General features: G+C 71.8%; 19 protein-coding genes. 11 read left to right on the top strand and 8 right to left on the bottom strand.

The annotated features are described in order from the left end of the window. Positions 1-3: 3 nt before the first annotated feature. On the bottom strand, positions 4-1,602 hold the full coding sequence (locus ACWCXH_RS12905; RefSeq protein WP_449801452.1) for an acyl-CoA carboxylase subunit beta: 1,599 nt from the start codon (positions 1,600-1,602) through the stop codon (positions 4-6). Beyond that, positions 1,599-3,329, bottom strand: a complete 1,731-nt coding sequence (locus ACWCXH_RS12900; protein WP_449801451.1) for an acyclic terpene utilization AtuA family protein — start codon at positions 3,327-3,329, stop codon at positions 1,599-1,601. The genes ACWCXH_RS12905 and ACWCXH_RS12900 overlap by 4 nt, the downstream gene beginning before the upstream one ends. A 384-nt stretch (positions 3,330-3,713) precedes the next feature. Here ACWCXH_RS12900 and ACWCXH_RS12895 point away from each other — a divergent pair, with 384 nt between their 5' ends. Together ACWCXH_RS12895 and ACWCXH_RS12890 are read left to right on the top strand one after the other, a co-directional pair. Then, the gene (locus tag ACWCXH_RS12895) at positions 3,714-5,087 is read left to right on the top strand and encodes an FAD-dependent oxidoreductase (RefSeq protein ID WP_449801450.1); all 1,374 of its coding nucleotides are present in this window, start codon (positions 3,714-3,716) and stop codon (positions 5,085-5,087) included. Positions 5,088-5,103: 16 nt separating this feature from the next. Then, on the top strand, positions 5,104-5,547 hold the full coding sequence (locus tag ACWCXH_RS12890; RefSeq protein WP_449801449.1) for a hypothetical protein: 444 nt from the start codon (positions 5,104-5,106) through the stop codon (positions 5,545-5,547). 103 nt (positions 5,548-5,650) lie between these two features. Here the strand turns inward: ACWCXH_RS12890 and ACWCXH_RS12885 are convergent, their stop codons facing one another. Next, positions 5,651-7,234, bottom strand: coding sequence for a CocE/NonD family hydrolase (locus tag ACWCXH_RS12885; RefSeq protein WP_449801448.1), 1,584 nt, complete (start codon positions 7,232-7,234; stop codon positions 5,651-5,653). Between the two features lie 269 nt (positions 7,235-7,503). On the opposite strand from ACWCXH_RS12885, the gene ACWCXH_RS12880 reads away from it, so the two are divergent. From ACWCXH_RS12880 to ACWCXH_RS12850, 7 genes are all read left to right on the top strand, one after another. Then, entirely contained in the window at positions 7,504-8,082 is a 579-nt protein-coding gene (locus ACWCXH_RS12880; RefSeq protein WP_449801447.1) for a hypothetical protein, read from the top strand. 156 nt (positions 8,083-8,238) lie between these two features. Then, the gene (locus ACWCXH_RS12875) at positions 8,239-8,964 is read left to right on the top strand and encodes a hypothetical protein (RefSeq protein WP_449801446.1); all 726 of its coding nucleotides are present in this window, start codon (positions 8,239-8,241) and stop codon (positions 8,962-8,964) included. Beyond that, positions 8,942-9,538 carry a hypothetical protein gene (locus ACWCXH_RS12870; RefSeq protein WP_449801445.1) on the top strand — a complete coding sequence of 199 codons (597 nt, stop codon included), beginning with the start codon at positions 8,942-8,944 and terminating at the stop codon, positions 9,536-9,538. Before ACWCXH_RS12875 ends, ACWCXH_RS12870 begins: the two co-directional genes overlap by 23 nt. A gap of 232 nt (positions 9,539-9,770) precedes the next feature. Further along, positions 9,771-10,283 (top strand): RICIN domain-containing protein, encoded by a 513-nt coding sequence (locus ACWCXH_RS12865; protein ID WP_449801444.1) that lies wholly within the window; start codon positions 9,771-9,773, stop codon positions 10,281-10,283. Between the two features lie 67 nt (positions 10,284-10,350). After that, positions 10,351-10,860 carry an RICIN domain-containing protein gene (locus tag ACWCXH_RS12860; protein WP_449801443.1) on the top strand — a complete coding sequence of 170 codons (510 nt, stop codon included), beginning with the start codon at positions 10,351-10,353 and terminating at the stop codon, positions 10,858-10,860. A gap of 729 nt (positions 10,861-11,589) precedes the next feature. Beyond that, on the top strand, positions 11,590-12,942 hold the full coding sequence (locus ACWCXH_RS12855) for an endonuclease domain-containing protein (RefSeq protein ID WP_449801442.1): 1,353 nt from the start codon (positions 11,590-11,592) through the stop codon (positions 12,940-12,942). A gap of 376 nt (positions 12,943-13,318) precedes the next feature. Further along, positions 13,319-15,613: a 2OG-Fe(II) oxygenase gene (locus ACWCXH_RS12850; RefSeq protein WP_449801441.1), complete on the top strand. Its 2,295-nt coding sequence runs from the start codon at positions 13,319-13,321 to the stop codon at positions 15,611-15,613. Between the two features lie 330 nt (positions 15,614-15,943). Here the strand turns inward: ACWCXH_RS12850 and ACWCXH_RS12845 are convergent, their stop codons facing one another. Both ACWCXH_RS12845 and ACWCXH_RS12840 read right to left on the bottom strand, forming a co-directional pair. Beyond that, complete coding sequence (locus ACWCXH_RS12845; protein ID WP_449801440.1) at positions 15,944-17,347, bottom strand: NAD(P)-binding protein; 1,404 nt, start codon at positions 17,345-17,347, stop codon at positions 15,944-15,946. 302 nt (positions 17,348-17,649) lie between these two features. Beyond that, positions 17,650-18,327, bottom strand: coding sequence for a TetR/AcrR family transcriptional regulator (locus ACWCXH_RS12840; protein WP_449801439.1), 678 nt, complete (start codon positions 18,325-18,327; stop codon positions 17,650-17,652). 410 nt (positions 18,328-18,737) lie between these two features. Between ACWCXH_RS12840 and ACWCXH_RS12835 the strand changes: the two genes are divergently transcribed. Beyond that, entirely contained in the window at positions 18,738-19,064 is a 327-nt protein-coding gene (locus ACWCXH_RS12835; RefSeq protein ID WP_449801438.1) for a hypothetical protein, read from the top strand. A 126-nt stretch (positions 19,065-19,190) separates the two neighbouring features. Here ACWCXH_RS12835 and ACWCXH_RS12830 read toward each other — a convergent pair whose 3' ends face one another. From ACWCXH_RS12830 to tdh, 3 genes are all read right to left on the bottom strand, one after another. Then, positions 19,191-20,102 carry a LysR family transcriptional regulator gene (locus tag ACWCXH_RS12830; protein ID WP_449801437.1) on the bottom strand — a complete coding sequence of 304 codons (912 nt, stop codon included), beginning with the start codon at positions 20,100-20,102 and terminating at the stop codon, positions 19,191-19,193. 374 nt (positions 20,103-20,476) lie between these two features. Then, the gene (locus tag ACWCXH_RS12825; protein WP_449801436.1) at positions 20,477-21,670 is read right to left on the bottom strand and encodes a glycine C-acetyltransferase; all 1,194 of its coding nucleotides are present in this window, start codon (positions 21,668-21,670) and stop codon (positions 20,477-20,479) included. Between the two features lie 34 nt (positions 21,671-21,704). After that, positions 21,705-22,733 (bottom strand): L-threonine 3-dehydrogenase, encoded by a 1,029-nt coding sequence (gene tdh, locus ACWCXH_RS12820; RefSeq protein WP_449801435.1) that lies wholly within the window; start codon positions 22,731-22,733, stop codon positions 21,705-21,707. Between the two features lie 514 nt (positions 22,734-23,247). Here tdh and ACWCXH_RS12815 point away from each other — a divergent pair. Continuing rightward, positions 23,248-24,684 (top strand): serine hydrolase, encoded by a 1,437-nt coding sequence (locus ACWCXH_RS12815; protein WP_449801434.1) that lies wholly within the window; start codon positions 23,248-23,250, stop codon positions 24,682-24,684. Positions 24,685-24,692 lie beyond the last annotated feature (8 nt).

Raw genomic sequence — 24,692 nt, 5'->3', positions numbered from 1 at the left:
CCTTCACATCCGGAAGACGCCGTAGCCGCGCGCGCCCTCGACCGGCGCGTTGTGGATCGCGGACAGGCAGAGGCCGAGCACCGTCCGGGTGTCGCGCGGGTCGATCACGCCGTCGTCGTAGAGCCGGCCGGACAGGAACACCGGCAGGGACTCCGCCTCGACCTGCTGCTCGACCATCGCGCGGATCGCCGCGTCCGCGTCCTCGTCGTACGGCTGCCCCTTCGCGGCGGCCGACTGGCGGGCGACGATGGACAGCACCCCGGCGAGCTGCTGCGGGCCCATCACCGCGGACTTGGCGCTCGGCCAGGCGAACAGGAACCGCGGCTCGTACGCCCGCCCGCACATGCCGTAGTGGCCCGCGCCGTAGGAGGCGCCCATCAGCACCGAGATGTGCGGGACGGTGGAGTTCGAGACCGCGTTGATCATCATCGCGCCGTGCTTGATGATGCCGCCCTGTTCGTAGTCCCTGCCCACCATGTAGCCGGTGGTGTTGTGCAGGAACAGCAGCGGGGTGTTGCGCTGGTTCGCCAACTGGATGAACTGGGCGGCCTTCTGGGACTCCGCGCTGAACAGCACGCCCTGTGCGTTCGCCAGGATGCCGACCGGGTAGCCGTGCAGGCGGGCCCAGCCGGTGGCGAGGCTCGTGCCGTACAGCGGCTTGAACTCGTCGAAGTCGGAGCCGTCGACGATCCGGGCGATCACCTCGCGCGGGTCGAACGGCACCTTGAGGTCGCCCGGGACGATGCCGAGCAGCTCCTCCTCGTCGTACCTCGGCGGCTCGGCGAGCACGTCCGGATCCGGGCCCGGCTTGCGGTGGTCGAGCCGGGCGACGATCCGGCGGGCGAGGCGCAGCGCGTCCGTTTCGTCGGCGGCGAAGTGGTCGGCCAGGCCGGAGACGCGGGCGTGCATCTCGGCGCCGCCCAGCGACTCGTCGTCGGCCTCCTCGCCGGTGGCCATCTTCACGAGCGGCGGGCCGCCGAGGAACACCTTGGCGCGTTCCTTGACCAGCACGGTGTGGTCGGACATGCCCGGCACGTAGGCGCCGCCGGCCGTCGAGTTGCCGAACACCACGGCGACGGTGGGGATCCCGGCGGCGGACAGGCGCGTGAGGTCGCGGAAGAGGGCGCCGCCGGGGATGAATATCTCCTTCTGGCTGGGGAGGTCGGCGCCGCCGGACTCGACCAGGTTGACCAGCGGGAGGCGGTTGCCGAGCGCGATCTCGTTGGCGCGCAGGGCCTTGCGGAGCGTCCACGGGTTGCTGGCGCCGCCGCGCACCGTCGGGTCGTTGGCGGTGATCACGCACTCGACGCCCTCGATCACGCCGATGCCGGTGACGAGCGCGGCGCCCACCGGGTAGTCGCTGCCCCAGGCGGCGAGCGGAGAGAGCTCCAGGAAGGGAGCGTCCTCGTCGATCAGCAGCTCGATCCGCTCACGCGGGAGCAACTTGCCGCGGGCGCGGTGGCGTTCGACGTACTTGGGGCCGCCGCCGGCCAGCGCCTTGGCGTGCTCGGCGTCGAGGGCGGCGAGCTTGTCGAGCATCGCGGCGCGGTGCTCGGCGTGGTCGGGCGCAGCCGGGTCGACGCGGGTGGGCAGGACGGTCACAGCGGTGGCTCCGATCCGGCGAGGAGGGTTTCGGGGATGTCGAGGTGGCGGGAGCGCAGCCACTCCCCCAGGGCCTTGGCCTGCGGGTCGAAGCGGTGCTGGGCGGCGACGCCCTCGCCGAGCAGGCCGGTGATGACGAAGTTGACCGCGCGGAGGTTCGGGAGCACGTGCCGGGTGATTGGCAGGTCCCGTGTTTCGGGCAGGAGTTCACGCAGGAGGTCGACGGTGAGGGTGTGCGCGAGCCAGCGCCAGCCCTCGTCGTCGCGGGCCCAGACCCCGAGGTTGGCATCGCCGCCCTTGTCGCCGCTGCGGGCGCCCGCCACCAGGCCGAGCGGGGCACGGCGGGTGGAGCCGGCGGGCAGGGGGACGGGGAGCTCCAACGGCTCGTCCGCGTGGGGTGGTTGGGCGGTGTCCGGCACGGGGGGAATGCTCAGGTGGCGGCCGTCGGGGAGGACGGCGGTGTGTTCGACAACCTTCGCGTCGACGTACGCGGCGGTGAACACCCCGTACGGAGCCCCCGGGCCGGGGGGCGCGGTGAGGTGGAAGCCCGGGTAGCCGGCCAGGCCCAACTCCACGGCCGCCTTGCCGAGTTCGCGCCCGACCTTGGCCGGGTCGGGGTCGCGGGCGGTCAGCCGCAGCAGGGCGGAGGCGCTCTCCTCGGTGAACGCGTCGGGGTGGTCGGTGCGGGCGAGGGTCCAGGCGAGCTCGGCCGGGCGCCGACCGGGCGGGAGGGCGTCCTCCAACTGCCGTTGCACGAGGGCGGCTTTGGCCTCGATGTCGAGCCCGGTGAGGACGAAGACGACCTCGTTGCGGTGGCCGCCGAGGCGGTTCAGGCCCACCTTGAGCGCGGCGGGCGGCGCCTCGCCGCGCACGCCGTCGATGCGGACCCGGTCCGGGCCGTCCTGGGTGAGGCGGACGGTGTCGAGGCGGGCCGTGACGTCCGGGCCGAGGTAGCGCGATCCCGTCGTCTCGTAGAGCAGTTGGGCCGTGACGGTACCGGTGGTGACGGCGCCGCCGGTGCCCGGGTGCTTGGTGATCACGCTGGAGCCGTCGGCGTGCAGCTCGGCGATCGGAAAGCCGGGCCTGGTCACGTCGTGCTCCCGGAAGAACGCGTAGTTCCCACCGGTGGCCTGCGCGCCGCACTCCAGGACGTGGCCGGCGACGACGGCCCCGGCGAGGGCGTCGAGGTCGGCCGGGGTCCAGCCGAAGTGGGCGATCGCCGGGCCGGCCACCAGGGCGGCGTCGGTGATCCGGCCGGTCACGACGATGTCGGCGCCCTCGGCCAGGCAGGCGGCGACGCCGAACGCGCCGAGGTAGGCGTTGGCCGCCAACAGGCCGTCGGGAAAACCGAGTTCCTGTGCGCGCGGGAGCAGGTCGTCGCCCTCGACGTGGGCCACGGCGGCGGCGATGCCGTACCGCTGGGCCAGCTTCCGCAGTTCGGCGGCGAGCCTGGCCGGGTTGAGCCCGCCCGCGTTCACCACGATCCGCACCCCGCGTTCACGGGCGAGGCCCAGGCACTCCTCCATCTGCCGCAGGAACGTCCTCGCGTACCCCAGCGACGGCTCCTTCAGCCGGTCCCTGGCCAGGATGAGCATCGTCAGCTCTGCCAGGTAGTCCCCGGTCAGCACGTCCAGCGGCCCGCCGGTGAGCATCTCCCGGACCGCCGCGAACCGGTCGCCGTAGAACCCCGAGGCGTTCCCGATCCGCAAACCCGCACGCGCGCGCACCAATGCGCCTCCCCTGCCGGTGAGTTGACGGCCACCCGACGGTCACCGCCGGGCAGCAGCGTGGCACCGGGCGGAGAAAAAAGCAATCATGCATGCTTGTTTTTCTCGCGGCCCCGATGAGGCGTCGCCACGGCCCGCCCCGGTGGGGAAAAGGGACTTGTACGTAGCCCTGACCCGGGCCACCAAGCGCCTCTGCACCATCACCGTCCAGCCCGCCCCATCCGATCTGGCGAACCACAGCTCACAGGTTCGCCAGATCGCCATGTCCATTGAGAACGGACACCTGCGGTCCACAGCTCCGCGACGGCGGACGACCCCGGTTGCCGTTCCAAGATCGCCGGGCAGTAAAATCGTTCCGCAACACGACGCGAAGGGGAGCTTTCTGTGGCGCGGGTTGCGGTGATCGGTGGGGGTATCAGCGGGCTGGGGACAGCGCTCATGCTCGGTCGGCGGGGCCACCCGGTCACGTTGTTCGAGCAGGACGCGCGGGAGGCCGGCGAGGACCTGCACCGGGACTTCTTCCACTGGGACAGGCCCCGGGTCCCGCAGGCCGTCCAGCCCCACTCCTTCCTCGCGCCCGTGCGCACCGTGTTGCGCACCGAGGCCCCCGACGTCTACGCGGACCTGCTGGCACGCGGAGCCCGGGAGTACCACGACTTCGACTGGTTCGGCGAGCATCCGCCGCACCGGACCGGCGACGACGACCTGGTGACCCTGCGCACCCGCCGCATCGTGCTGGAAGCCGCCCTGACCGCGGCCGTGCGGCGGGAACCCACCGTCGAGGTACGGCGGGGCTGCCGGGTGCACGCCCTCGCCTTTGCGCGGGGCGGCCCAGGCCGGGTCACTGGTGTGCAGGTGGGCGAGGAGACGCACCGGGCGGACCTCGTCGTCGACGCGTCCGGCCGTCGCTCACCGGTGCCCGCCTGGCTGGTCGCGGCCGGCTGCCGCCCACCCGTGGTCGACAGCCACCGCGCCAAAATCGCCTACCTGTGCCGCTGGTACCGCCTGCGCGCCGACGGCCCGCGCGACCCCGGGCGGGTGAAACCCGGCTCGGCCGCGCCGTTCGCGCTCGCCGGTGTCTTCCCGTCCGACAACGACACCTTCGCGATCAACGTGGTGCTCTCCACGGGTGATCCGACCCGCGGCGCGCTCACCGACCCCGCCGTGTTCGAGGCCGTCGTCCGCCGCTTCCCCGCCTGCGCCGCCTGGCTCGACCTGGCCCCCGAACCACAGTCGGCCGTCCTCGCGATGGCCGGCCTCGACAACCGCTGGACTTCCCTCGTCGATGACGACGGACCCGTCGTCACCGGCCTCGTCAACGCCGGGGACAGCCTCATCCACACCAACCCCACCCTGGGCCACGGCGTGGCCCTCGGCCTGCGCACCGCCCGGTACCTCGCCGCCCATGCCGACGAGGTCGCCGCGGACCCCACCGGCTACCACACCTGGACCGCACAGGACCTCCGCCCGTGGTTCGACGCGCAGGTGACGGCCGACGGTGCGAACGCGCAACGCCTCGCCGACGGCTCGCCGGCCACGGACGTGCGGGCCGCCGCCCTCGCCGCCTGCGCCTTCGACGATCCCGTCGTCATGCGGGCCCGGGCCCAGGTGCGCCACCTCGTGCGGACGGCCGACGACGCCTACGCCACCGACGAGGTGGACCGGCACGTCACCGCCTGGCTGTCCGCCCGCCCTGACTTCACGCCGCGACACGACGGCCCGACCCGGGATCAGTGGGCTGCGCTCATCCCCGCCTGAGCACAGCCCGGCACCGGTGGGATACCGTCGCAAAGTGGACGATCTCGACTTGGGGGCGTTTCCGCGGTTCCCGCCGTTTCCGGTCCGGGGTGTGCGGGCGCGGTACGTGCGACAGGCGGGGTGCCCGTCCGACTTCGCGGACGTGACGGTGGACTTCGAGCCCTGGGAGGACGGGCTGGTCCTGGAGGTCGCGTGTGGGGCGGAGATAGTCGGGCACTTCTCGACGGGTGAACTCCGGGAGTTTCACGAGGCGTTCGCCGCCGGTGTGCGCGAGGAGTTGGCCGCGCGGGGCGTGCCGGGCGTGGCGGTGGCCGTCGTCGTGCAGCGCACGGTCGTGCACGACGTGGATTCGGGCACGCGGTCGTTCCGCGCCGCCGGACGGGTCGCCGTCCGGGAGGCGTTCATGCGGATCGACGGCCCGCCGCGCCAACCCAAGCGCAGGCGGGCCCGATTGGCCTGAACCACGCCCGTCGCGCAGGACCACCCCGGCCTCGGTGTTCGCCGAGGCCGGGGTGGCCGGCCGGCAGGAGGTGGTCGCCCGGATCGTGCCGGGCGGTGGGTGATCAGCGGGCGGGCAGTGAGAGTTCCGCCGGGCCGAAGGTCACCGTGCTGCCCTTGGGCGTCTCGCCGCCGTACAGGTCGTCGTGCGTGCCGAGCACGAGCGCGAGGCGGTGGCCGGCCGGGAGGTCGTACGCCGTGGGGAACAGCGTGACATCGAGCGGGAACGGCTGGCCCGCCGGGCGCCCGGTCCAGCTCTGCGGGGCGTGCGCGATCAGGCGGCCGACGCCGAGGGCGTCCACGTCGTAGAGGTACGCGACGGCCGTGCCCTGCGGCGAGGAGGTGGTGACGGTGGTGTGCACGCGGGCCGCGCCGCGCACCTGGAGGCCCTGCCGGTACGGCTCCGACTGCCGGACGGCGGCGGCCGAGCGGTCGAGGAGCGGCACGAGGACGGTCGGCGGCTGGTGCAGCCACTGGTCGAGCAGGCCGGAGAGCAGGACGGTACCGCCGCTCGCACCGGAGGACTCGTCGCCGCGCACGGTGGCCGTGCCTCCGAAGGTCACCTGCTCGGTGCGGGAGCTGATGGAGCGCCAGTCCGGGTGCGCCTCGTGGGCGCCGGTCGGGCGGACCTCCAGGTCGACTCCGGTGTCGGCTCCGGTCCGGTCGCCCGGGGCACCCTTGAGGTAGCGGTCGAGCCAGCCGCGGGCGTTGTCCCAGGTGGCGTTGGAGAAGCCGAGCAGGCCGGTGAACTCCTGGCTCGCGTGGTCGCCCGGGCGCAGTTCGAGGCGCTTGGGGACGGTGAGCTTCTGGTAGAAGTCCGTCATCTGGCCGGGGTTGAAGAAGCTGTCGCTCCAGCCGTTGGCGAGGTAGACGGCGGTGCCGTGCGCGTTGATGCGGTCCAGGTACGCGGACGGCGAGCGGACGTCCGCCCACTTGATGACGTCGGGCAGGTCGTGGTCGGCGAACAGGTCGTCCAGGGCACGCGCGAACTCCGGGCTCTTGCGACCGGTCAGGCCCTCGATCGTGGCCAGCCTGGTGGCGGCCTGGGTGTGCCGGGTCTGCCCGCTGTACAGCGCGTCGGTCAGGTCGGCCCAGCCGCTCAGCGAGGCGACGGCCTTGATCCGCGGGTCGAAGGCGGCGCCGAGGAGGGTGAGGCCGCCGCCGAGCGACAGCCCGATCATGCCGACCCGGTCGGGGTCGGCCGGGGTGTGGGCGAGCGCCCAGTCGATCACCGTCGAGATGTCAGCGACGTCCTTGGGCCCGGCGACGTCCACCTGACCGCCCGACCCCCAGAACCCGCGCACGGTGTACGTCACGACGACGTACCCGGCGGCGGCGAACCGGTGCCCCTGGGCGACGTACTCCAGGTCGTTCTGTCCCCAGCTCGCCGGCTGCACCACCACCGGGTACCGCCCCTGCGCATCCGCCCCCGGCGTCCCGGCGGGCGGGGTGAACACGTCGGCCCTGAGCACGACCCCGTCCGAGGCGGCGATGCTCACCAGCCGGAAGCCACCGAACGCCGACGCCGACGCGGCGGCGGGCGCCGCAACGGCGGACGGCACCGCCACGGCTCCCGCCCCGAGCCCGAGTGCCAAGGCGAGGACGGCACTCGCCGCCCGGTATCCGCCACTCCGGTGGGGTCGTGCCATCACTCTGTTCTCCCTCTGCTCGCTCTGCGCGCACGTTCTCGGCTCACAAGATCCGATCGCGGGGAGCCTAGCGATCTGACACCACATCAGACGAGGCGATGATCAGCCAAACTACTGGCTGGTAACGTGACGTGGCCACGTCGCGACCACGCGAGCCGCACGCAATCTCCGCAGAAGCCTCGCACCGGGGCGGTGTCCTCGGCGGAGTCGTTCTGCGTACGCTCCGCAGACCACCCGCCTCGACCTGCGGGCCCCCACGGAAAGATCGAATGACGTACTGCACGCTCTGCCAACGGCACCTCAACGGCGCCCTCTCCTGCCCCGGCTGCGGCCGGCCGGCCGAGGCCGCGGCGCGGCCGCAGCCCGAACGCCCGCCCCAGGCGCCGACCCTCGCACCTCCCGCACCCCGAACGGCGAGGCGGCGCGGCACCGTACTGGCCGTGTCCGCGATGGTGCTGGCGGCCGGTGGGCTGGCGACCGCCGTGGTGGCCTTCGGGCAGGGCGACGGGCAGTCGGGCCCGGTGCCCGCGGGCAGTCCGACGGCTTCGACGCCCGTGGCGACATCCTCCGCTCCGGCGACCGCCAACCCGGGCGCCGCGACGACGGCCAAGCCCAGCGCCGCGGGCACCACGCGTCCGCCGTCGACGGCCACCGGCGCCCGGCCCAGCGCGACGAGGACGACGGCCGGCCCGAGCCGTCCGGCCGCCCAGACCGAAGCGCCCACCCTGCCGACGCCCGCGAGTGTGCCCGGACCGACCACCGCCGCCCCGTCGGCCCCCACCCAGCACCCGCCCACCCCGACGGCGAGCCCGACCTGCACCCACGTCCTCTTCTGGTGCACCAGCTGACGGGATCGGCATCCTCGGCGAGGCGCCCGTGAGCCCGCAAGCGCCTGAACCCGCACACGGATGGACCATCCGCCCCGGGAGCAGGGCCGCACACGAACGGCCACGCGGTGAGAATGGGCCGCGGGACGCGCCGGGGCCGGGAGGACGGAGTCGACTGTGAAGGCGTCATCGATCGGGCTCGCGTCGCTCCTCGCCGTCCTGCCGCTGACCGCCGCACCCGCGCGGGCCGAGCCCTCGCCGCCGTCCGCCACGGAACCCTCCATCACGCTGACCCCCGACCACGGACCGGTCGCCACCGCCGTCGACGTCGTCCTGTCCGGGTTCGACGCCTGCCTCGGCGTCGGGGAGTTCGCGGTGTCCTCGTCCTCGATCGACATCTCGTGGGACACCGCGAAGAACGTCGTCACGAGCATCCCGATCACCGCCGCCGGCCCGTCCCCGAGCCCGACCACCGGAGGTGCGGTCACCGGCACGTTCAACGTGCCCGACGCGGCCGCCACCGGACCGCACGACGTCAAAGCCGGCTGCGCGCTCGCTTCGACGACGAAGACGGCCACCTTCACCGTCACGTCCCCCGGCCCCACCACGACGTCACCCGGTCCGACCACAACGAGGCCGACACCGACGCCATCGCCGTCGCCGTCAGGAGACCTGGCGGCGGCGGCCGCCCTGGCCTTCGGGTGGCGCCGCCTGCTGAGGCGGGCGAGGAAACCGCCCGGTCGGGTCACGGCCGTACTGAGCGGTGCGGGCATCGTGGAATCGACGCTGACCGAGCCCGACGGACCGGCCGGGCCCGGCCACAGTGTCCTGCTGGATCCACAACCGGACCCGGGCCGCCAGACCCTGGAGGAGACACCCGATGACCGTCCTCTCGATGGATGACCCGGACGACCCGGACGACCCGTACACCGTGGGAACCTTCCTCAACGCGGCGGACTCGATCGCCGACGCCATCCACCAACAGGGCATGCTCGGAGCATTGAGCGGCCTCGCCGAGCCGCTCGTCCCGGCCGTCGAGGAGGAAGTGACGCGCGTCGTCGGCGGCTTCCTCCGGCTGGACATGATCGACCTGCTGGCGGGCGCCTGGCGCACGTACGCGGCACTCACCGTCGCCGCGGAACGCACCCTCGACGCACCGCGGAGCGAGGAACTCGTCTCGCTGACGAGGCACCGGATCAGGTCCGTCCACCACCCCACCGTGAACGTGCTGATCGACGGGGTCTCGGTCGGGACGATCACGGTGGACGTCGAGGTGGTCTTCGAGCTCGACGGCGTCGTCGCCGTGGTGCGCGGCGGCAGGCTCGTCGCCGTGCGCGCCGGCTACTGCACGGCCACGGCCGCGCTGGCCGTCGAACAGATCGCGGTCGCGAGCCGCCAGGGGCGGTTCGACCTGCCCGGCGCCGTGCGGTTTCACCGCGGTGTCGCCCTCCTGCCTCCCGGACAGCCACCCGGCTGAGTGCCGCGTCCGTTGCCGTACCCCGCGGCGGGGAGTCGACGATGGTGCACGGACGGGCCGCGGATGCCCGAAGGGGACTGAATGGCCAAGGATGGCCAAAAATTGATTGCACCCAAATCACCCCAATTGCCGGATGTCCGAATCAAATAGGCTTCCTTTCCGGAAATCCCATCGCTAGAGTCTCCCGGGATCGCTCGACCTGATCACCTCGAATTCGATTAGGGAGCCGAACATGCAGAAGAAACTTCTCGGAGCATTAGCCGCCGCAGCCTCCACCGCAGGACTCCTGCTCCCCGCCGCACCCGCCTCGGGCGCCACCCAGGGCACCACCGACGACCTGGCCTACGGCCACATCAGGTCCACCGCGTTCCCGTACGACCAGTGCCTGGTCGTCCTGTCGAACGGCTCGAACGGGAACAACCCGACGGTCTACGACTGCCTGAACTTCGACGACCAGATGTGGTACTACCCCAAGGTCGGCACCATCGGCCCGATCATCAACAAGAACACCCTCCTGTACCTGACCGCCCAGGGCCAGACCCCGGGTTCGCCCGCGTTCATGTACTACAACTCCGGCTACCCGGACCAGCAGTGGTCGGCGGAGCAGATCCCGGGCGCCGGGCCCGTGGTCCGCTTCCGGAACATCAACAGCGGACTGTGCCTGGTGGTCCAGACGTACGCGGGCGCGCGCGCCATGCAGTACGACTGCCTCAACTACGCCGACCAGCAGTGGAAGACCTGGTAGACCGATCCGGTCGGTACGGGTGCGCCGCATCCGTACCGACCGCCGCTCATCCACCCGGGAGTCAAGCGTGAAGAAGAAGATACTCGGAACCCTGGTCGCCGCCGCGTCCGCCGTGGGATTCCTGCTCCCCGCCGCGCCCGCCTCGGCGGCCACCCAGACCACCGCTGACCTCGCCTACGGCCAACTCAGGGCCTTCAACGCGGGCTCCGAGCAGTGCCTGGTCGTCCTGTCGAACGGCTCGAACGGGAACAACCCGTCGCTCTACGACTGCCTGAACTTCGACGACCAGCAGTGGTACTACCCCAAGACCGGCACCACGGGCCCGATCATCAACAAGTACAGCCTCCTGTACCTGACCGCCCAGGGCTACAGCGCCGGTTCGCCCGCGTTCATGTACTACAACTCCGGGTACCCGGACCAGCAGTGGACGGCGGAGTCGGTCGCCGGGTTGCCCAACCTGGTCCGCTTCCGGAACGCCAACAGCAACCTGTGCCTGACGGTCCAGCGCAACTCCGGCGCGCGCGCCATGCAGTACTACTGCAACGACTACGCCGACCAGGAGTGGGCCCTCTGGTAGACCCCCAGCGGGTGGTACGGGTGCGCCGCGCCCGTACCACCCGCCGTCGCGTCCGCCGCCACTTCACAGGTGCGACACCACTGGGGAGTTCCTCGTCGCCGGCATCGTGCGGGACGTCGTCATCGGGGCCGATGCGGACGCCGCCCGGGCGGCCCGGCTCCACCGCTTCACCGTCTGAGTGTGCCCGGCCCCTGACCTCTGTCGGGCCCGCGCGCCAGCCGGAACCTCTTCGAACTCGCGCAGCGTGCGCCGCATCTTCTTCCCGTTTTAGGAGTACCGCCATGTCCCAGAACAAGATGTCCCGGACGATCAGTGCCACGATCGTGGCCGCCGCTCCGGCCTCGGCCATTCGGCCGATCGCCGTGAGCGCTTCTCGGATGCCTACCGGAGACTGGGAAGTCCTGAGGTGACGCCCGGTAGGTCTGCGGAAGGTTCGAGCACCGGACCTCGATGCTCCGGAGCCCTGCCTGCCCTGTCGCCGCTCCAGCACCCTAGGAAGGTGGACATCATGATCCTCGGCGAGTTCATCGAGTTCTTGCTCTGCCATGTCCTGGAGCCTTTGGCCTTCTAGGATTGAGCAGTATGCATCGTCAAGTTGCAGGTCGCGGGTCTGGTGCGCGCGGGTGTCGGCGTACTCGGGCTGGTCGTGGGCGTATGACTTCGGTGCAGGTCGTCGGTCAGCGGGCAACCCGAGGGTCGGCGTCCGCGGTGCCTGATAGCGTGCCGGGCATGCCGCACCGCGCCACTCCGCGCCGCACGGGCCACCTTCTGCCCCTGGCCGTCGCCGATGCCTTGTGGACCGAGTCGATGGCCGACAGTGTGTTCCCGGCCGCCGGGCAAGCGCTCACCGGCTTCCCTGCCGATCCGCGGGTGGGGTACGTGCTGCTTGGCGCACGTGCGGTGCCGACGGTGGAGGAAGTCGGCGGCCGATGGCATGTTCAAGAGGCCGATGTGCGCCAGGCGGCCGAGGAACTGCGCGCGGTCAAGGTGAGCGGGGTCGGCCTGGTCCGTGTCGCTCCTTTCCACGGGTCACGGAAAGCGGGGCACAGGGACGGGCCGGCACTGCGATGGCGTCAGCGCCTGGGCCAGGAATGGGCCCGACCACGCGTCGATACTGCCCCTGGGCGGTTGCTGCGCGGCAGCAACCGCCTGCCGCATCTGGCGGGGATCGACTGGCGCCGGTCCCTGATGGAGCGGACCGGAACCGAGGCTGGGGACACGTGGTGGCTACCTCGCACGCTCGTGAAGGTGCTGGACGCGGCCGAGCACGCCGAGGAGCGGTGGCTGCTGGCCGCGCGGACCTGCCAGCGGTGCGGCTCCGTGGCGGATCAGCCCGAGCAGTGGCGAGTCCAGGCCGGCAGCGGCCGGCAGACGATCTGCCCCGACTGCCGCACAACCACGCTGCGCCCGTACGACGGGGAGCTGGAAGGCCACGTCTACTCGGTGCTCAGCAAGAAGCGCGCCTCGTTGGAGGTGTCCAAATGGAGGTGCGCCGTCTGCCAGGAAGCACCGGCCCTGGCGGTCGACCACTGCCACGAGCACGGCTACGTCCGCGCGCCCGTCTGCCAGTCCTGCAACACGCGGGAACGGCCGAACTACCTCTACAGCAACGACGTGTACGTGACCAGCCGCTACGCGCCCCTCTTCCACACCCACGCCGAGAACTGGCTGCGGCACTGGCACCGCTGCCCCGGCTGCCGCGCCCGCACCACGCTGCCATTGCCGCACCTGGCGGCACTGACCGCGCTCCTGGTCGGCGCACCGCTGCGCCCGACCCACCGCGCCCCCCACAGCTCCCGCGGGCGCACGCCGTGCGGTGAACTGCGCGCCTCCTGGACGGGCAGTCACAACGCGCCCCGCTCCTGCATGATCACTCTGAGTGTGGACCACTGTCCCAGCGGAGAGCACCGCATCCTGGCGCAAGTCCCCTACCGCGAAGCCGTCGACCGATTCCGCGCCTGGCTGGCCGAGACGGCCCCGGCAGTGGCCGCTGCCGCGGGGCCCGGCCGCCATGACACCGTCCCCGCGCAGTTCCGGCCCGTCGTTGCGGACACCGGCAGCGAGGGCCTGTCGCTGTTCTGAGCGCAGTCGGGGGCGGAGCCGGGTCTGGCGCATGCCCCAAGCGGCCGCCGCCGACGTGGCAGTGACGCTACGTCGGAGCGTTCCAGGGTCGGCTCCCGGACCAGCAGCCGTCAGGAGTTGGCGCGCGGAGACGGGCACCGGGCTGCCACAGCTCACGCAGTGGCGACCGGATCCCTCGGATGTGGTGAGAGGAGGCCCATGGGCGCGAACACGGCCTCCCCGGAGGAACTCACCGCGCCCGCCCTGTGGATCTGACCACACCCCGGAGCCGGGGGGCTCACCTGGCAAGGGCCCCTGCGGCCCGGCCGTCTCCAGTCTCCCCGGACGATAGGATCGGGCCGAGGACGGCGCACCGGACGGGTCGGGGAGAGCACGCGTGGCGACGAGCGCGAGGGAACGGCTGGCCGGACTGCTCGGCAGGTCGAAGCCGGCGGGAGCCTTCAGCGCCCAACTCGAGGCGCCCGCGCACGGTCTCGGGCTCGAGGTGGCCGGTGTCGGGCCGGTGTGTCTTCCGCTGCGCGCGCCCCAGGCGAAGAAGCTGATCGCGGTGGCGCGCCCGGCGTTGTTCGGCCGGGGCGAGGAAACGCTTAGCGACACCAGCGTCCGCGACACGTGGCAAATCTCGCCGGATCAGATCACCTTGGCCGGCCCTTCCTGGCCGACGCTGCTCAATGGCGCGTTGGAGCATTTCCGGGACGAGCTCGGGCTCCCGGCGACGACCCGGCTGCGAGCCGAACCGCACGCGCTGCTGGTGTACGGCAAGGGCCAGTTCTTCCTCCCCCATCAGGATTCGGAGAAGGACGACGCCATGGTGGGCACGCTGGTGCTCTCCCTGCCCTCGGCGCACACCGGCGGAGAACTGGTCATCGCGCATGCCGGGCAGCGCAGCACCTACCGCGGCTCGAAGACGGAGCTGACCCTCGTCGCGTTCTACTCCGACTGTCGGCACGAGGTCACCCCGGTCCGGTCCGGGTACCGGGTGACCCTTACCTTCAACCTGCTTTCCAGGCCCGGGACTTCGGCGCAGGATACTGGTCCGCTCACCGAGCTGGCGCACTGCCTGGACCAGCACTTCAGCACGCCCCCCACGCAGCGCTACGCGACACGGGACCTCGACCCGCCGAACCGGCTGGTGTATCTGCTCGACCACGAGTACACCCAGCGAGGCCTGAGCTGGGAGCAGCTCAAGGGCGCCGACGCCGAGCGCGCCGCGCTGCTGCGCGCCGCCGCCGGGCAGGCCGGCTGCGAATCGGTGCTCGCCCTCGCCGACGTCAAGCAGACCTGGGACGCCCACCCCGCCGGTGACGCCCCCTGGGACGACTACTACGGGTACGACGAGGACGAAGAGCGCGAAGACGAGGACGACGGCCCCGCAACCGACGACTACGTCGTTCAGGACCTGATCGACGACGAGATCACCCTCGACTGGTGGACCGGCCCGGACGGCACCGGCGGCGAGCCGATCTCGTTGTACGTCCACGACCACGAAGCCTGTGCCGGCACCCCGAGCACGGACCTCACGCCCTATGAGTCCCAGTACGAGGGCTACATGGGCAACTACGGCAACACGCTGGACCGGTGGTACAGGAGGGCCGCGGTCGTCGTGTGGCCACGCGAGCGGGCGTTCGCCGCACGTGGCGAGGCCGGATCGCGGTGGGCCCTGGAGGAACTGCGCGAGCGCATCGAGCGGGGAGACCTGGACGGCGCACGCACCGCCGCACAGTCCCTCGCCCCGTTCTGGAAGCACACCGGCGCCCGACCCGAGCTGCTGGACTGCGCGTTGCACGTGGCCACGGGCCTGGGTGCGGCCGAGACCGCGGCGATGCTGCTGGAGCCGTTCCGGGTGGGCGCGCTGGGGCCGGAACACGCGGGAGGGCTGGCCGCAGCGGCCGAGCGGTACGGCACCGCGTGGCTGCGCCAAGTCGTCGACGGCTGGTTCGGCCCGCGGAACCGCTACGAGCCCCACCGGTACGAGTGGACCGAGAAGCTGCCGGATCTTTGCACGGCGCTGCGGGCCTCCGGCCCGGGTACAGCGGTGGCGCGGCTGCTGTTCACCGGGGCCTGGACCGCGGTGGACGACGACCTGCGGCTGTCGTCCACGACCGGTCCGGCCGAGATTCGGCGCGCCCGGCTGGAGGCGCTGGGCCTGCCACTGCAACGCATCCTGCAAGCGGCCGACCAGGAGCAGCGGGCCGAGATCCTGGCCGCGCTGCGCGCCCAGGCGGACACGGTGCTGGAATGCCTGATGCCGATGCTGCGCCGCTCGGCGCAGGCGCTGCCGACGGACGCCAGGCGCACGGCGGGTCTCGACGCGCTCGCGCGCGACTGCGCGGACCGGCTCCGCGCGATCGCCGCACGACGGCCGCGTGCCGCGGACGACTGGTCGATCGCCTGGACCGGTTGCGGCTGCGAACTGTGCGCCGCTCTGGAGACGTTCCTCGGTTCCCGCTCACGGCGGGTCCTTGAATGGCCGTTGGCGAAGGACGGACGCCGGCACGTGCACACCAAGATCGACTCGGCCGAGCTCCCGGTGCACCACCAGACCAGACGGCAGGGACGCCCGTACACCCTCGTGCTGACCAAGACCGAGCAACTGTTCATCCGCGAGCAGAGCGCCCGTCGCCAGGCCGAAGCCGACCTGGCCTGGCTGACCCCGGCCTGGAACGCGTAGTGCTCCAGAACTGCTTCGCCGGCCGCTGACCTCGGGCAATACGCTCGAGGTCAGCGGTCCGGCACGATCAGTCACCGCGCTCGTGCGGATGACCCGCCTGTCCGCCACACGGATCTTCGCGTGGCCGGCTCTGCTGTGCGGATCCACCGCAGCCGCCGGGCCGCTTCCGGAGGCTTGATGCCCTCGGTGACCAGCCCGGCGGCCTCCGGGCGCACCGCCCGCGGCGCCGTCCGCATGTCGCATGCCGGACGATCTGCCGTGACAGGCAACCGTCCGTCGGCGAATCCGCCGATCCGTCACCCGGAAGGGCCGATGTCGGTACGTGCCCGGTCAATTCACCGCCGGGACCACGTTCGCCTGGTGCAGAAGCTGCTCCAACTTCAGCTTCAGGGCCTGGAACATGGGGAGGAGCGCGGCCCGCTGCTCGGGGGTGAGGTCGGGGAGCCGCCGACCGAGGAGCCTGCAGGTGCCGAGCCATTCGAGGAGTGCGGGATCGTCGGTCCATCGCACGACCCGCTCCTGGATGTCGCCGAAGAACTGTATCCAGTCCAGGGCGGAGTCGGGGTGCGGCGAGGGCTCGCACAGCGCGTTCCTGGTGTCGTCGTCGGCGTAACCCGCCTCGACGTGGGCAATGAGTGCGGCGCTGAACACCTGCTGGCAGGGAACGACCGCCTGCAACGTGATGCGTTCCTGGTCGAACACCGGCACCGTCGGCCGTCGCTCCAGGCCGTCGGCCGTGCAGTCGACGTAGAGGGTCCCGGCCCGCGCGGGAACGGTGGCCCGGTCGAGCTCGATCGCGTTCTCGTCGATCCGCTTGACCCTGCCGTGGCGGACGACGTCGCCGATGCGGCGCAGCTGCTCGAGTTCGGCGCGGGCGACCGTCGCGCAGCGGTAGGCGGTCGGCTCGACGTCGGGCGACAGCCGCAGCAGCAGGCCGCTGTCCTCCAGCCGTGCGAACAGCTCCTGGACCGTGTCAGCACCGGCCACGGCCTCGCGACGGGCCCCTTCCTTCCCCATGTAGGAGCCCCCGGGCTGAGTGTGGGCGCGGTCGATCAGCCAGGAGTCGCGGGGCATGATCCAGGTGATGTCGGACGGATCGGTGCCGCGGCTGAGCAGCCACAGGCAGGCGTCGATGCCCGTCTTTCCCGCCCCGACGACGGTGTAGTGGGCCGGCCGGTCCTGCAGGGCGGGCAGCTGGTTGGGGGTGACCAGCCGGACGCCGGGGGCGACCTCGTACTTGGGCGGCACCATGGCCGGCACCGTGACGTTCATGTAAGTGGCGTCCACGGTCCGCCGCTTGACGGTCACCTCGAACCCGGCCCCGCTGACGATGGAGTGGAAGCGCTGGACGTCGGGCCGCTGCGGATCCGGGCCGTCGTAGAACGACTTGGGGAAGTAGGAGACCCGGCCGGTCGGCAGGAGCGTCCTGCGCATCACCTGGTCGAAGTAGGCCAGGATCTCGCTGGCCGAGGCCAGCTCGTCCAGTCCGGCGTTCCAGCCGTCCTGGTCCACCGTGCCGCTGCCCAGCTCGCGGGAGTTGACGCCGTAGAAGGCCGACGGCTGGTGCAGTCGCACGAAGGGGTAGGCGACCGTCCAGTGACCGCCGGGCTGGTCGTAGCGGTCGACGATGGCCACCGTCGCGTCGGTCTCGGAGATGAGGGTGTCGGCGAAGGCCATACCCATGGCCCCGGCCCCGACGATCAGGTAGTCGACCTCAAGAGCTGTCGGTTCCAACGAATGTCATCCTTCCGTGGAGGGTTCGAAGGTTGAGAGCCGCCGGCCGGGCTCGGCACGGTCGGCGGTTGCCGGTGACACGCCGCAGTAGGGCTACGGCGTGGGGAGACTTCGTTCCGCGATGCCTGGCCGTAAAACTCGGCGCACAGGATCGCGGCGAGGAAAAGGACATGACTGCAGGGGCCCTTGACCGCGCGCGGTGGCTCACACCGCGTGCGGTCGAGGCCACGCGCAGATTCCGGCCGCCGCGAGGAGCGGCACACCGCTCCCCGCGAGGAGCACCCCGGGGTTGACGAGAGCGTTCAGGAACTGAAGGGGTTCGGGTTCAAGCCGGCGACACGCTCTTCCTCAGCGGTCGTGAGGGCGGCCACCGGCATGTCCGTCAGCCCGGGGCGGACGCGCAGGCCGTCCAGGACGATCGTCAGGCAGCGCCTCCACACCGCGTTCGAGACCGGCTGGGTGTGCTGGATCGCGCAGTTCACCATGTAGAAGATGAGCTGCAGGTCGGTCGTCGCCACATCCGGACGCAGCAGGCCGGCGTCCTGGGCGCGACGTATGACCGCATCGGCCGCGGGCACGAACCTGCGGCGGGCCCCTGCCACCAGGGGACGGCCCCCGACCTCGGAGAACACCACTTCCCGCAGGCCGCGATCGGCTGCCATCTGTTCCAACGCCCAGGTCAGCAGGCCTACGAACCCCTCCCACGGGTCGTCGTTGGTCAGAGCCTGCTCGGCGGCCACCACCAGGGCATCGACACGCTCTTCGAAGAGCTCGTTGATCAGCGCCTGCTTGTTGCCGAAGAGCCGGTAGGAGGTCGCCACTCCGACACCGGCATGGTGAGCGATGTCGTCAAGGTTCACCCCCAGCCCCCGTTCGGCGAACACCTCCCGAGCGGCCAGGAGCGTGCGCTGCCGGTTGGCCTCGGCATCGCGTCTCAGGCGCCGTGCGCCACGGGACGCGGATGAATCCGTTCCGTCCATGAGCTCACACTAACACTATCTGGAGTTGCCAACTCCAGTACTACCGGCACGGCTTCGGCGCCCGCAGCGATCGACAGGCACCGCGCCGGTGGACGGTCATGACGGATGCGAGCATCGCCGGCTGTGTCACCGCCGTCCTGAAGGGCTCCCCGGACAACTGGCGCTGTGAGCTCCTCCTGAGGCCTGCCGCGATCCCCGGCGCTGCGCCGACGCCGGGGAAGCCGGCCCCGGAGATGTCACGACGACCGCTCCCACCAGGATGTGCCGGGAACCAACGCAAGATCACACCGCTGTTCCCGAAAGAGAGTTACTGTGGTGGCGGACGGTCGGGGGAGGGCCTGAGATGCGATTGGGCGTGCTGGGGCCGCTCGAGGTCGAGACGGACGCCGGAGATCGCCTGCGCCTTCGGCGTGCCCAAGCTGCTGCTGGTCGAGCACGACTTCGACATCGCCGATGCCGGTCAGATCATCTGGGCGTTCGCCAGCCGCTCGCACCCGGAGCACGGCGAGGCGCACTTCCCCGCCCAGCCGCAGAACATCATTCCGGTCTATCTCGACGAGCACGAGCGGCTGAGCTACCACGCCACCAAGGTCGTCTACAACTGCCTGCTCGCCGACCGGTTCCCGGCCGACCAGCGGCCGGTGGCCTCGGACTTCGCCCACAACTGGTCCCCGGAGCTCCAGCAGCAGGTGCTGGACAACTGGGAGGCCTACGGTTTCAAGAGTGCGAAGGAGTGAGGAAGCCATACCGGTCTACCAGGTCAGCGCCCCGGCCGACTTCGTGGCAGCGGAGCCGGCGAGGGACGCCGTGATGGTCATCGGTCACATCCGATCACTCCCGTGACGCACCGTTCTCGCCGAGACTCAGGCGCCGGCCTCGGCCGCCTGCGCCAGCGCGTCCAGCACCGGCCGGATCAGCGGGTGCCCGTCCGCGCCCGCCCGTACGGCGGCGAAGACGCGGCGGGTGGCGAGCTCGCTGTCGACCGGGCGGACGGCGACCCGGGCGAGGTCGACGCCGCGCAGGGCCGAGCGCGGGACGAGGGCGACGCCGGCGCCTGCCGAGGCGAGGGCCACGACGGCGCGGAAGTCGTCCGAGGAGTGCACCAGGCGGGGCTGGAAGCCGGCGTGCTCGCAGGCCAGCAGGACGACGTCGTGGCAGGGGTTGCCGGGGTAGGGGCCGATCCAGGGCTCGGCGGCGAGGTCGGCGACGGCGATCGGGCCGGCGCCGGCGGCCAGCGGGTGGGCCAGCGGCAGGACCGCCTCGAAGGGCTCGGCGTAGAGCGGGACGCGGGTGAGGCGGGCGTCGTCGGCCCGCGGGGCGCCGCGGTACTCGACGGCCACCGCGAGGTCGGCGCGCCCGTCGAGGACCATCGGGAGGCTGGCGTCGCCCTCGGCGTCCAGCACCTTGAGCCGCACGCCCGGGGCGCGCTCGGCGAGCAGGCCGATGGCGGGGGCGAGGACGAGGGCGATGCCGGTCGCGAAGGAGGCGACGGTGACCTCGCCGGCGGCGCCCGCGCTGTACGCGGCGAGGTCGGCCTCGGCGCGTTCGAGCTGGGCGAGGACGGCGTCGGCGTGGCCGAGCAGGATCTCCCCGGCGGCGGTGAGGCGCACGCCCCGGCCCTCGCGGGCCAGCAGGTCGTGGCCGGTCTCCTGTTCCAGGGCGGCCAGCTGCTGGGAGACGGCGGAGGGGGTCAGGTAGAGGGCCGCCGCGGCGGCGGTCACGGTGCGGTGGTCCGCCACGGCCCGCAGGGTCCGCAGCCGTCGTGCGTCGATCACACCCCAATTCTGCCAGCGTGCCGCGCGAACCCGTCCCGGCCCGAGCCCCTTCCACCTCTGCGACCAGTGCGCCGGCAAGCTGACCGGCGGCAGCCTCGACGCCGCGGCCATGTTCCTGCTCCGTCTCCGACCCGGCGCCGGTGGCTCGCCCGCGGCGGTCTCGCGCTCGCCTCGTGTACGCCCGCGAGCTCAGGCACCGAAACCGCGAACGGGAGTGGGAAGCCGGAGGGGCCGACTTCCCACTCCCGCGCGGGAGGGTGGGGCAGGTGGTTCAGGGGCCGCACGGTCGTTCACGACCGCACGGCGGTTTGGAAGCCCGCGGCCGGTCCGGTTCCGAGCGGACCGGCCACGGGCAGCTCGGGGCTACCCGGGGATCACTCCCCCAGCGCGGCGCGCGCGTCGATGAACGCCGCCACGGCGCGCTCGACGTCCTCGGTGGAGTGCGCGGCCGACAGCTGTACCCGGATCCGGGCCTGGCCGTGCGGCACCACCGGGTAGGAGAAGCCGATCACGTACACGCCGCGCTCCAGCAGGAGTTCGGCGAGCCGGCCGGCCTTGGACGCGTCGCCGATCATCACCGGGGCGATCGGGTGGTCGCCGGGCAGGATCTCGAAGCCGGCCTCGGTCATCTTCGTGCGGAACAGCGCGGTGTTGGCCGCGAGCCGCTCGCGCAGCTCGTTCGAGCGCTCGACCAGGTCGAGCACCTTCAGCGAGGCCGCCGCGATCACCGGGGCGAGCGAGTTGGAGAACAGGTACGGTCGCGAGCGCTGGCGCAGCAGGGCGACGATCTCGCGGCGGGCCGCGACGTAGCCGCCGGAGGCGCCGCCGAGGGCCTTGCCGAGGGTGCCGGTGATGATGTCCACGCGGTCCATCACGCCGTGCAGTTCGGGGGTGCCGCGGCCGTTCGCGCCGACGAAGCCGACGGCGTGCGAGTCGTCGACCATGACCATCGCGTCGTAGCGGTCGGCGAGGTCGCAGATCTCGCGCAGCGGGGCGACGTACCCGTCCATCGAGAACACACCGTCGGTGACGATCAGCCGGCGGCGGGCGTCCTGGGTCTCCTTGAGCTGCTGCTCCAGGTCGGCCAGGTCGCGGTTGGCGTAGCGGTGGCGGCGGGCCTTGCTCAGCCGGATGCCGTCGATGATGCTCGCGTGGTTGAGCGCGTCGGAGATGACGGCGTCGCGGTCGTCGAGGAGGGTCTCGAAGACGCCGCCGTTGGCGTCGAAGCAGGAGGAGTACAGGATGGTGTCCTCCTGGCCGAGGAAGGCCGAGAGGCGGTCCTCGAGCTCCTTGTGGACGTCCTGCGTGCCGCAGATGAAGCGGACCGAGGCCATGCCGTAGCCCCAGCGGTCCAGCGCGTCCTTGGCTGCGGCGATCACCTCGGGGTGGTCGGCCAGGCCGAGGTAGTTGTTGGCGCAGAAGTTGAGCACCTCACCGGGGCGGCCGCCGCCGGTGACGGTGACGGCGGCGCTCTGCGGGGTGCCGATCACCCGCTCCGGCTTGAACAGGCCGGCCTCGCGGATCTCGTCGAGGGTGGCGGCGATGTCGGCGCGCACGTTGTCGAACACGGGCGGTCTCCTTGTCTAATCGGCGGGGCGGGGCTCAGGCGGTCCAGTCGAGGATGATCTTGCCGCAGTTGCCGCCGGCCGCGTCGTCGAAGGCGGCCTCGAAGTCGTCGGCGGCGTAGCGGCCGGTGATCACCGGGCTGAGGTCCAGGCCGCCCTCCAGCAGCACGGACATCGCGTACCAGGTCTCGAACATCTCGCGGCCGTAGATGCCCTTGATGGTGATCATCGAGGTGACGATGCGGGCCCAGTCGACCGGGAAGTCGTCCGCGGGCAGGCCGAGCATGGCGATCTTCCCGCCGTGCGTCATGTTGGCGATCATCGACTGCATCGCCTCGGGGCGGCCGGACATCTCCAGGCCGACGTCGAAGCCCTCGCGCAGGCCGAGCTTCTGCTGGCCCTCCTCGATGGTGTGCTCGGCGACGTTGAGCGCCAGCGTCACGCCGACCTCGCGGGCCAGGTCGAGGCGGTACGGGGAGACATCGGTGATCATCACGCTGCGGGCGCCGGCGTGCTTGGCGACCGCGGCGGCCATGATGCCGATCGGGCCGGCACCGGTGACCAGCACGTCCTCGCCGACCAGCGGGAAGGACAGCGCGGTGTGCACGGCGTTGCCGAACGGGTCGAAGATCGCGGCGACGTCCAGGTCGACCGGCACCCGGTGCACCCAGACGTTGGACGCGGGCAGGGCCACGTACTCGGCGAACGCGCCGTCGCGGTTGACGCCGAGGCCGATCGTGTTGCGGCACAGGTGGCGGCGGCCGGCCAGGCAGTTGCGGCACTTGCCGCAGACGAGGTGGCCCTCGCCGCTGACCAGGTCGCCGACCGCGATGTCCGCGACGCCGGCGCCGATCTCGGCGACCTCGCCGACGAACTCGTGGCCGATCACCATCGGGGTCCTGATCGTCTGCTGCGCCCAGCCGTCCCACTTGCGGATGTGCAGGTCCGTGCCGCAGATGCCGGTCCGCAGCACCTTGATCAGCACCTCGCCGGGGCCGATCACGGGCTTCGGGACCTCCATCAGCCAGAGTCCGGGCTCGTTCTTCTGCTTGACGAGTGCCTTCACGGGCTTCGGCTCCTGACGTACGGCGTGCGAGTGGGGCGGTCTGCGCGGTGCGCGCAGGCCGACGGCGCCCGCAGCGGCCGTTCCTGACGACCGCGCCTCCGGGCAGGCAGAAATCTGCCTGGTGGGAGCGGGTGCGGTCCATCGAGGAATTCTTAAGGGCGGCCACAGCTGGGCTAAACGATCGTGCCCGAGCTTGGCCCCGGCGCGGCCGCGGCGTGCCGTCGGCCACCCGTTCGGTGGAGCGCGGGGCCGGTGTGGCGACACCAACCTCCGGACGGGCGGGGGTGCTTGACAGGTGGGCAGCTGCGCTCGGCACGTGCTCCGCCACCGGGGTTGGGGCACTCGGGCGGCGATGGGTCCGTTCGGATCAGCCGGGCGGCGCCTGACGCGCGGGCCCGCAGGCGCGGTGCTTACGGTGGCGACGTTCCCCCTCGGGCCCGTGGAGCAGCGCTCCGCGGCCGTACGCCAAGGGGCCCTGTACGCCCCCGTACGCCCCAGAGAGGCACTTCGACAGATGACCAGGATCCGACGGCCACGGCCGGCCGACTCCCGTTCCACCCGCCGAGCGTCGGCCGCCGCGCTGGCGCTGACCGGCCTGCTCTCCGCGGCGGCCTGCTCCGGCACGCAGTCCGAACCGCGGGCCGCCGCCCCGGCGGTCACCGCGGGACCGGCCGCGCCCAGCCCGTCCGACGACTCGCCGCCGGCGTCGCCGGCGCCGGCCGGCAGGGTCGTACCGCTCACCCCGGACGTCACGAACAAGCTGGACGCCGCCATCAAGCAGGTGATGAGCAAGGTCTCCATCCCCGGTGTGACGGTCAGCTACACCACCCCGGAGGGCAGCTACCAGCGCGCCTTCGGCGTCGCCCGCACGACCACGGGAACGCCGATGTCGCCCTACGGCCGCATGCGGATCGGCAGCGTGACCAAGACCCTCACCGCCACCGCCGTCCTGCGGCTGGTGGACCAGGGGAAGGTCGACCTGGACGACCCGATCTCCACGTACGTCCCGCACGTGCCCGGCGGCGAGGAGATCACCGTCCGCGAGCTCGGCGAGATGCGCAGCGGCCTGTACAACTACACTCTGGACCCGGACTTCCAGCAGGCGTTCTTCGGCAACCCGAACCGCACCTTCACCCCGGACGAGCTGCTCGCGTACGCGTTCAAGCACCCGGCGAACTTCCCGCCGGACACGAAGTTCGAGTACTCCAACACCAACCTGATCCTGCTGGGCCTGGTCGTCGAGAAGGCCGGCGGGCAGCCGCTCGTCGACTTCATGAACCAGCAGGTGTTCGGCCCGGCGGGGCTCGACAGCACGACCCTCCCGACCGGTGCGGCCTTCCCCGCCCCGTACGCCCACGGCTACACCAACCAGACGCTCAACGGCACGGTCGAGGACTCCACCGGCTCGAACTCCTCCTGGGTCTGGTCGGCGGGCGCCGCGATATCCACCCTCGCCGACCTGACGACCTGGTCGAAGGTGCTGGCCACCGGCGCGCCGCTGCTCAAGCCCGACACCCAGGCGGAGCGGCTGAGGACCAGGAGCGTCGGCACCCCCGACCTCGGCTACGGCTTCGGGGTGTTCACCACGCACGGGTGGATCGGCGACAACGGCGCGCTGCCCGGCTACGAGGCCGTGGTGCTGTACCTGCCGGAGGCGCAGGCCAGTCTGGTGATCCTGCTCAACACCGACATCGTGCACGACGGTGCGGAGCCCTCGACGTTCGTCGCGAGGGCGATCACGGAGATCGTCTCGCCGGACAACGTCTACACGGTGCCCGCACCGCCCGGTTCGGCCTCGCCGTCGCCCTCGACCGGCTCACCTCAGCCCTCGGCCCCGGCGACCGGCTCGCCGCAGCCCTCGCCCGGCTCGCCGCAGCCCTCGGCCCCTGAGACCAGTGCTCCGCGGCCCTCGGCCCCGGCGACCAGTGCACCCGCACTGCACCCCGTCTGAGGATCACC

It is taken from the genome of Kitasatospora sp. NPDC001660, assembly GCF_053596725.1.
The sequence above is the reverse complement of the archived record's forward strand: the minus strand, read 5'-3'. Positions and strand labels throughout refer to the sequence as shown.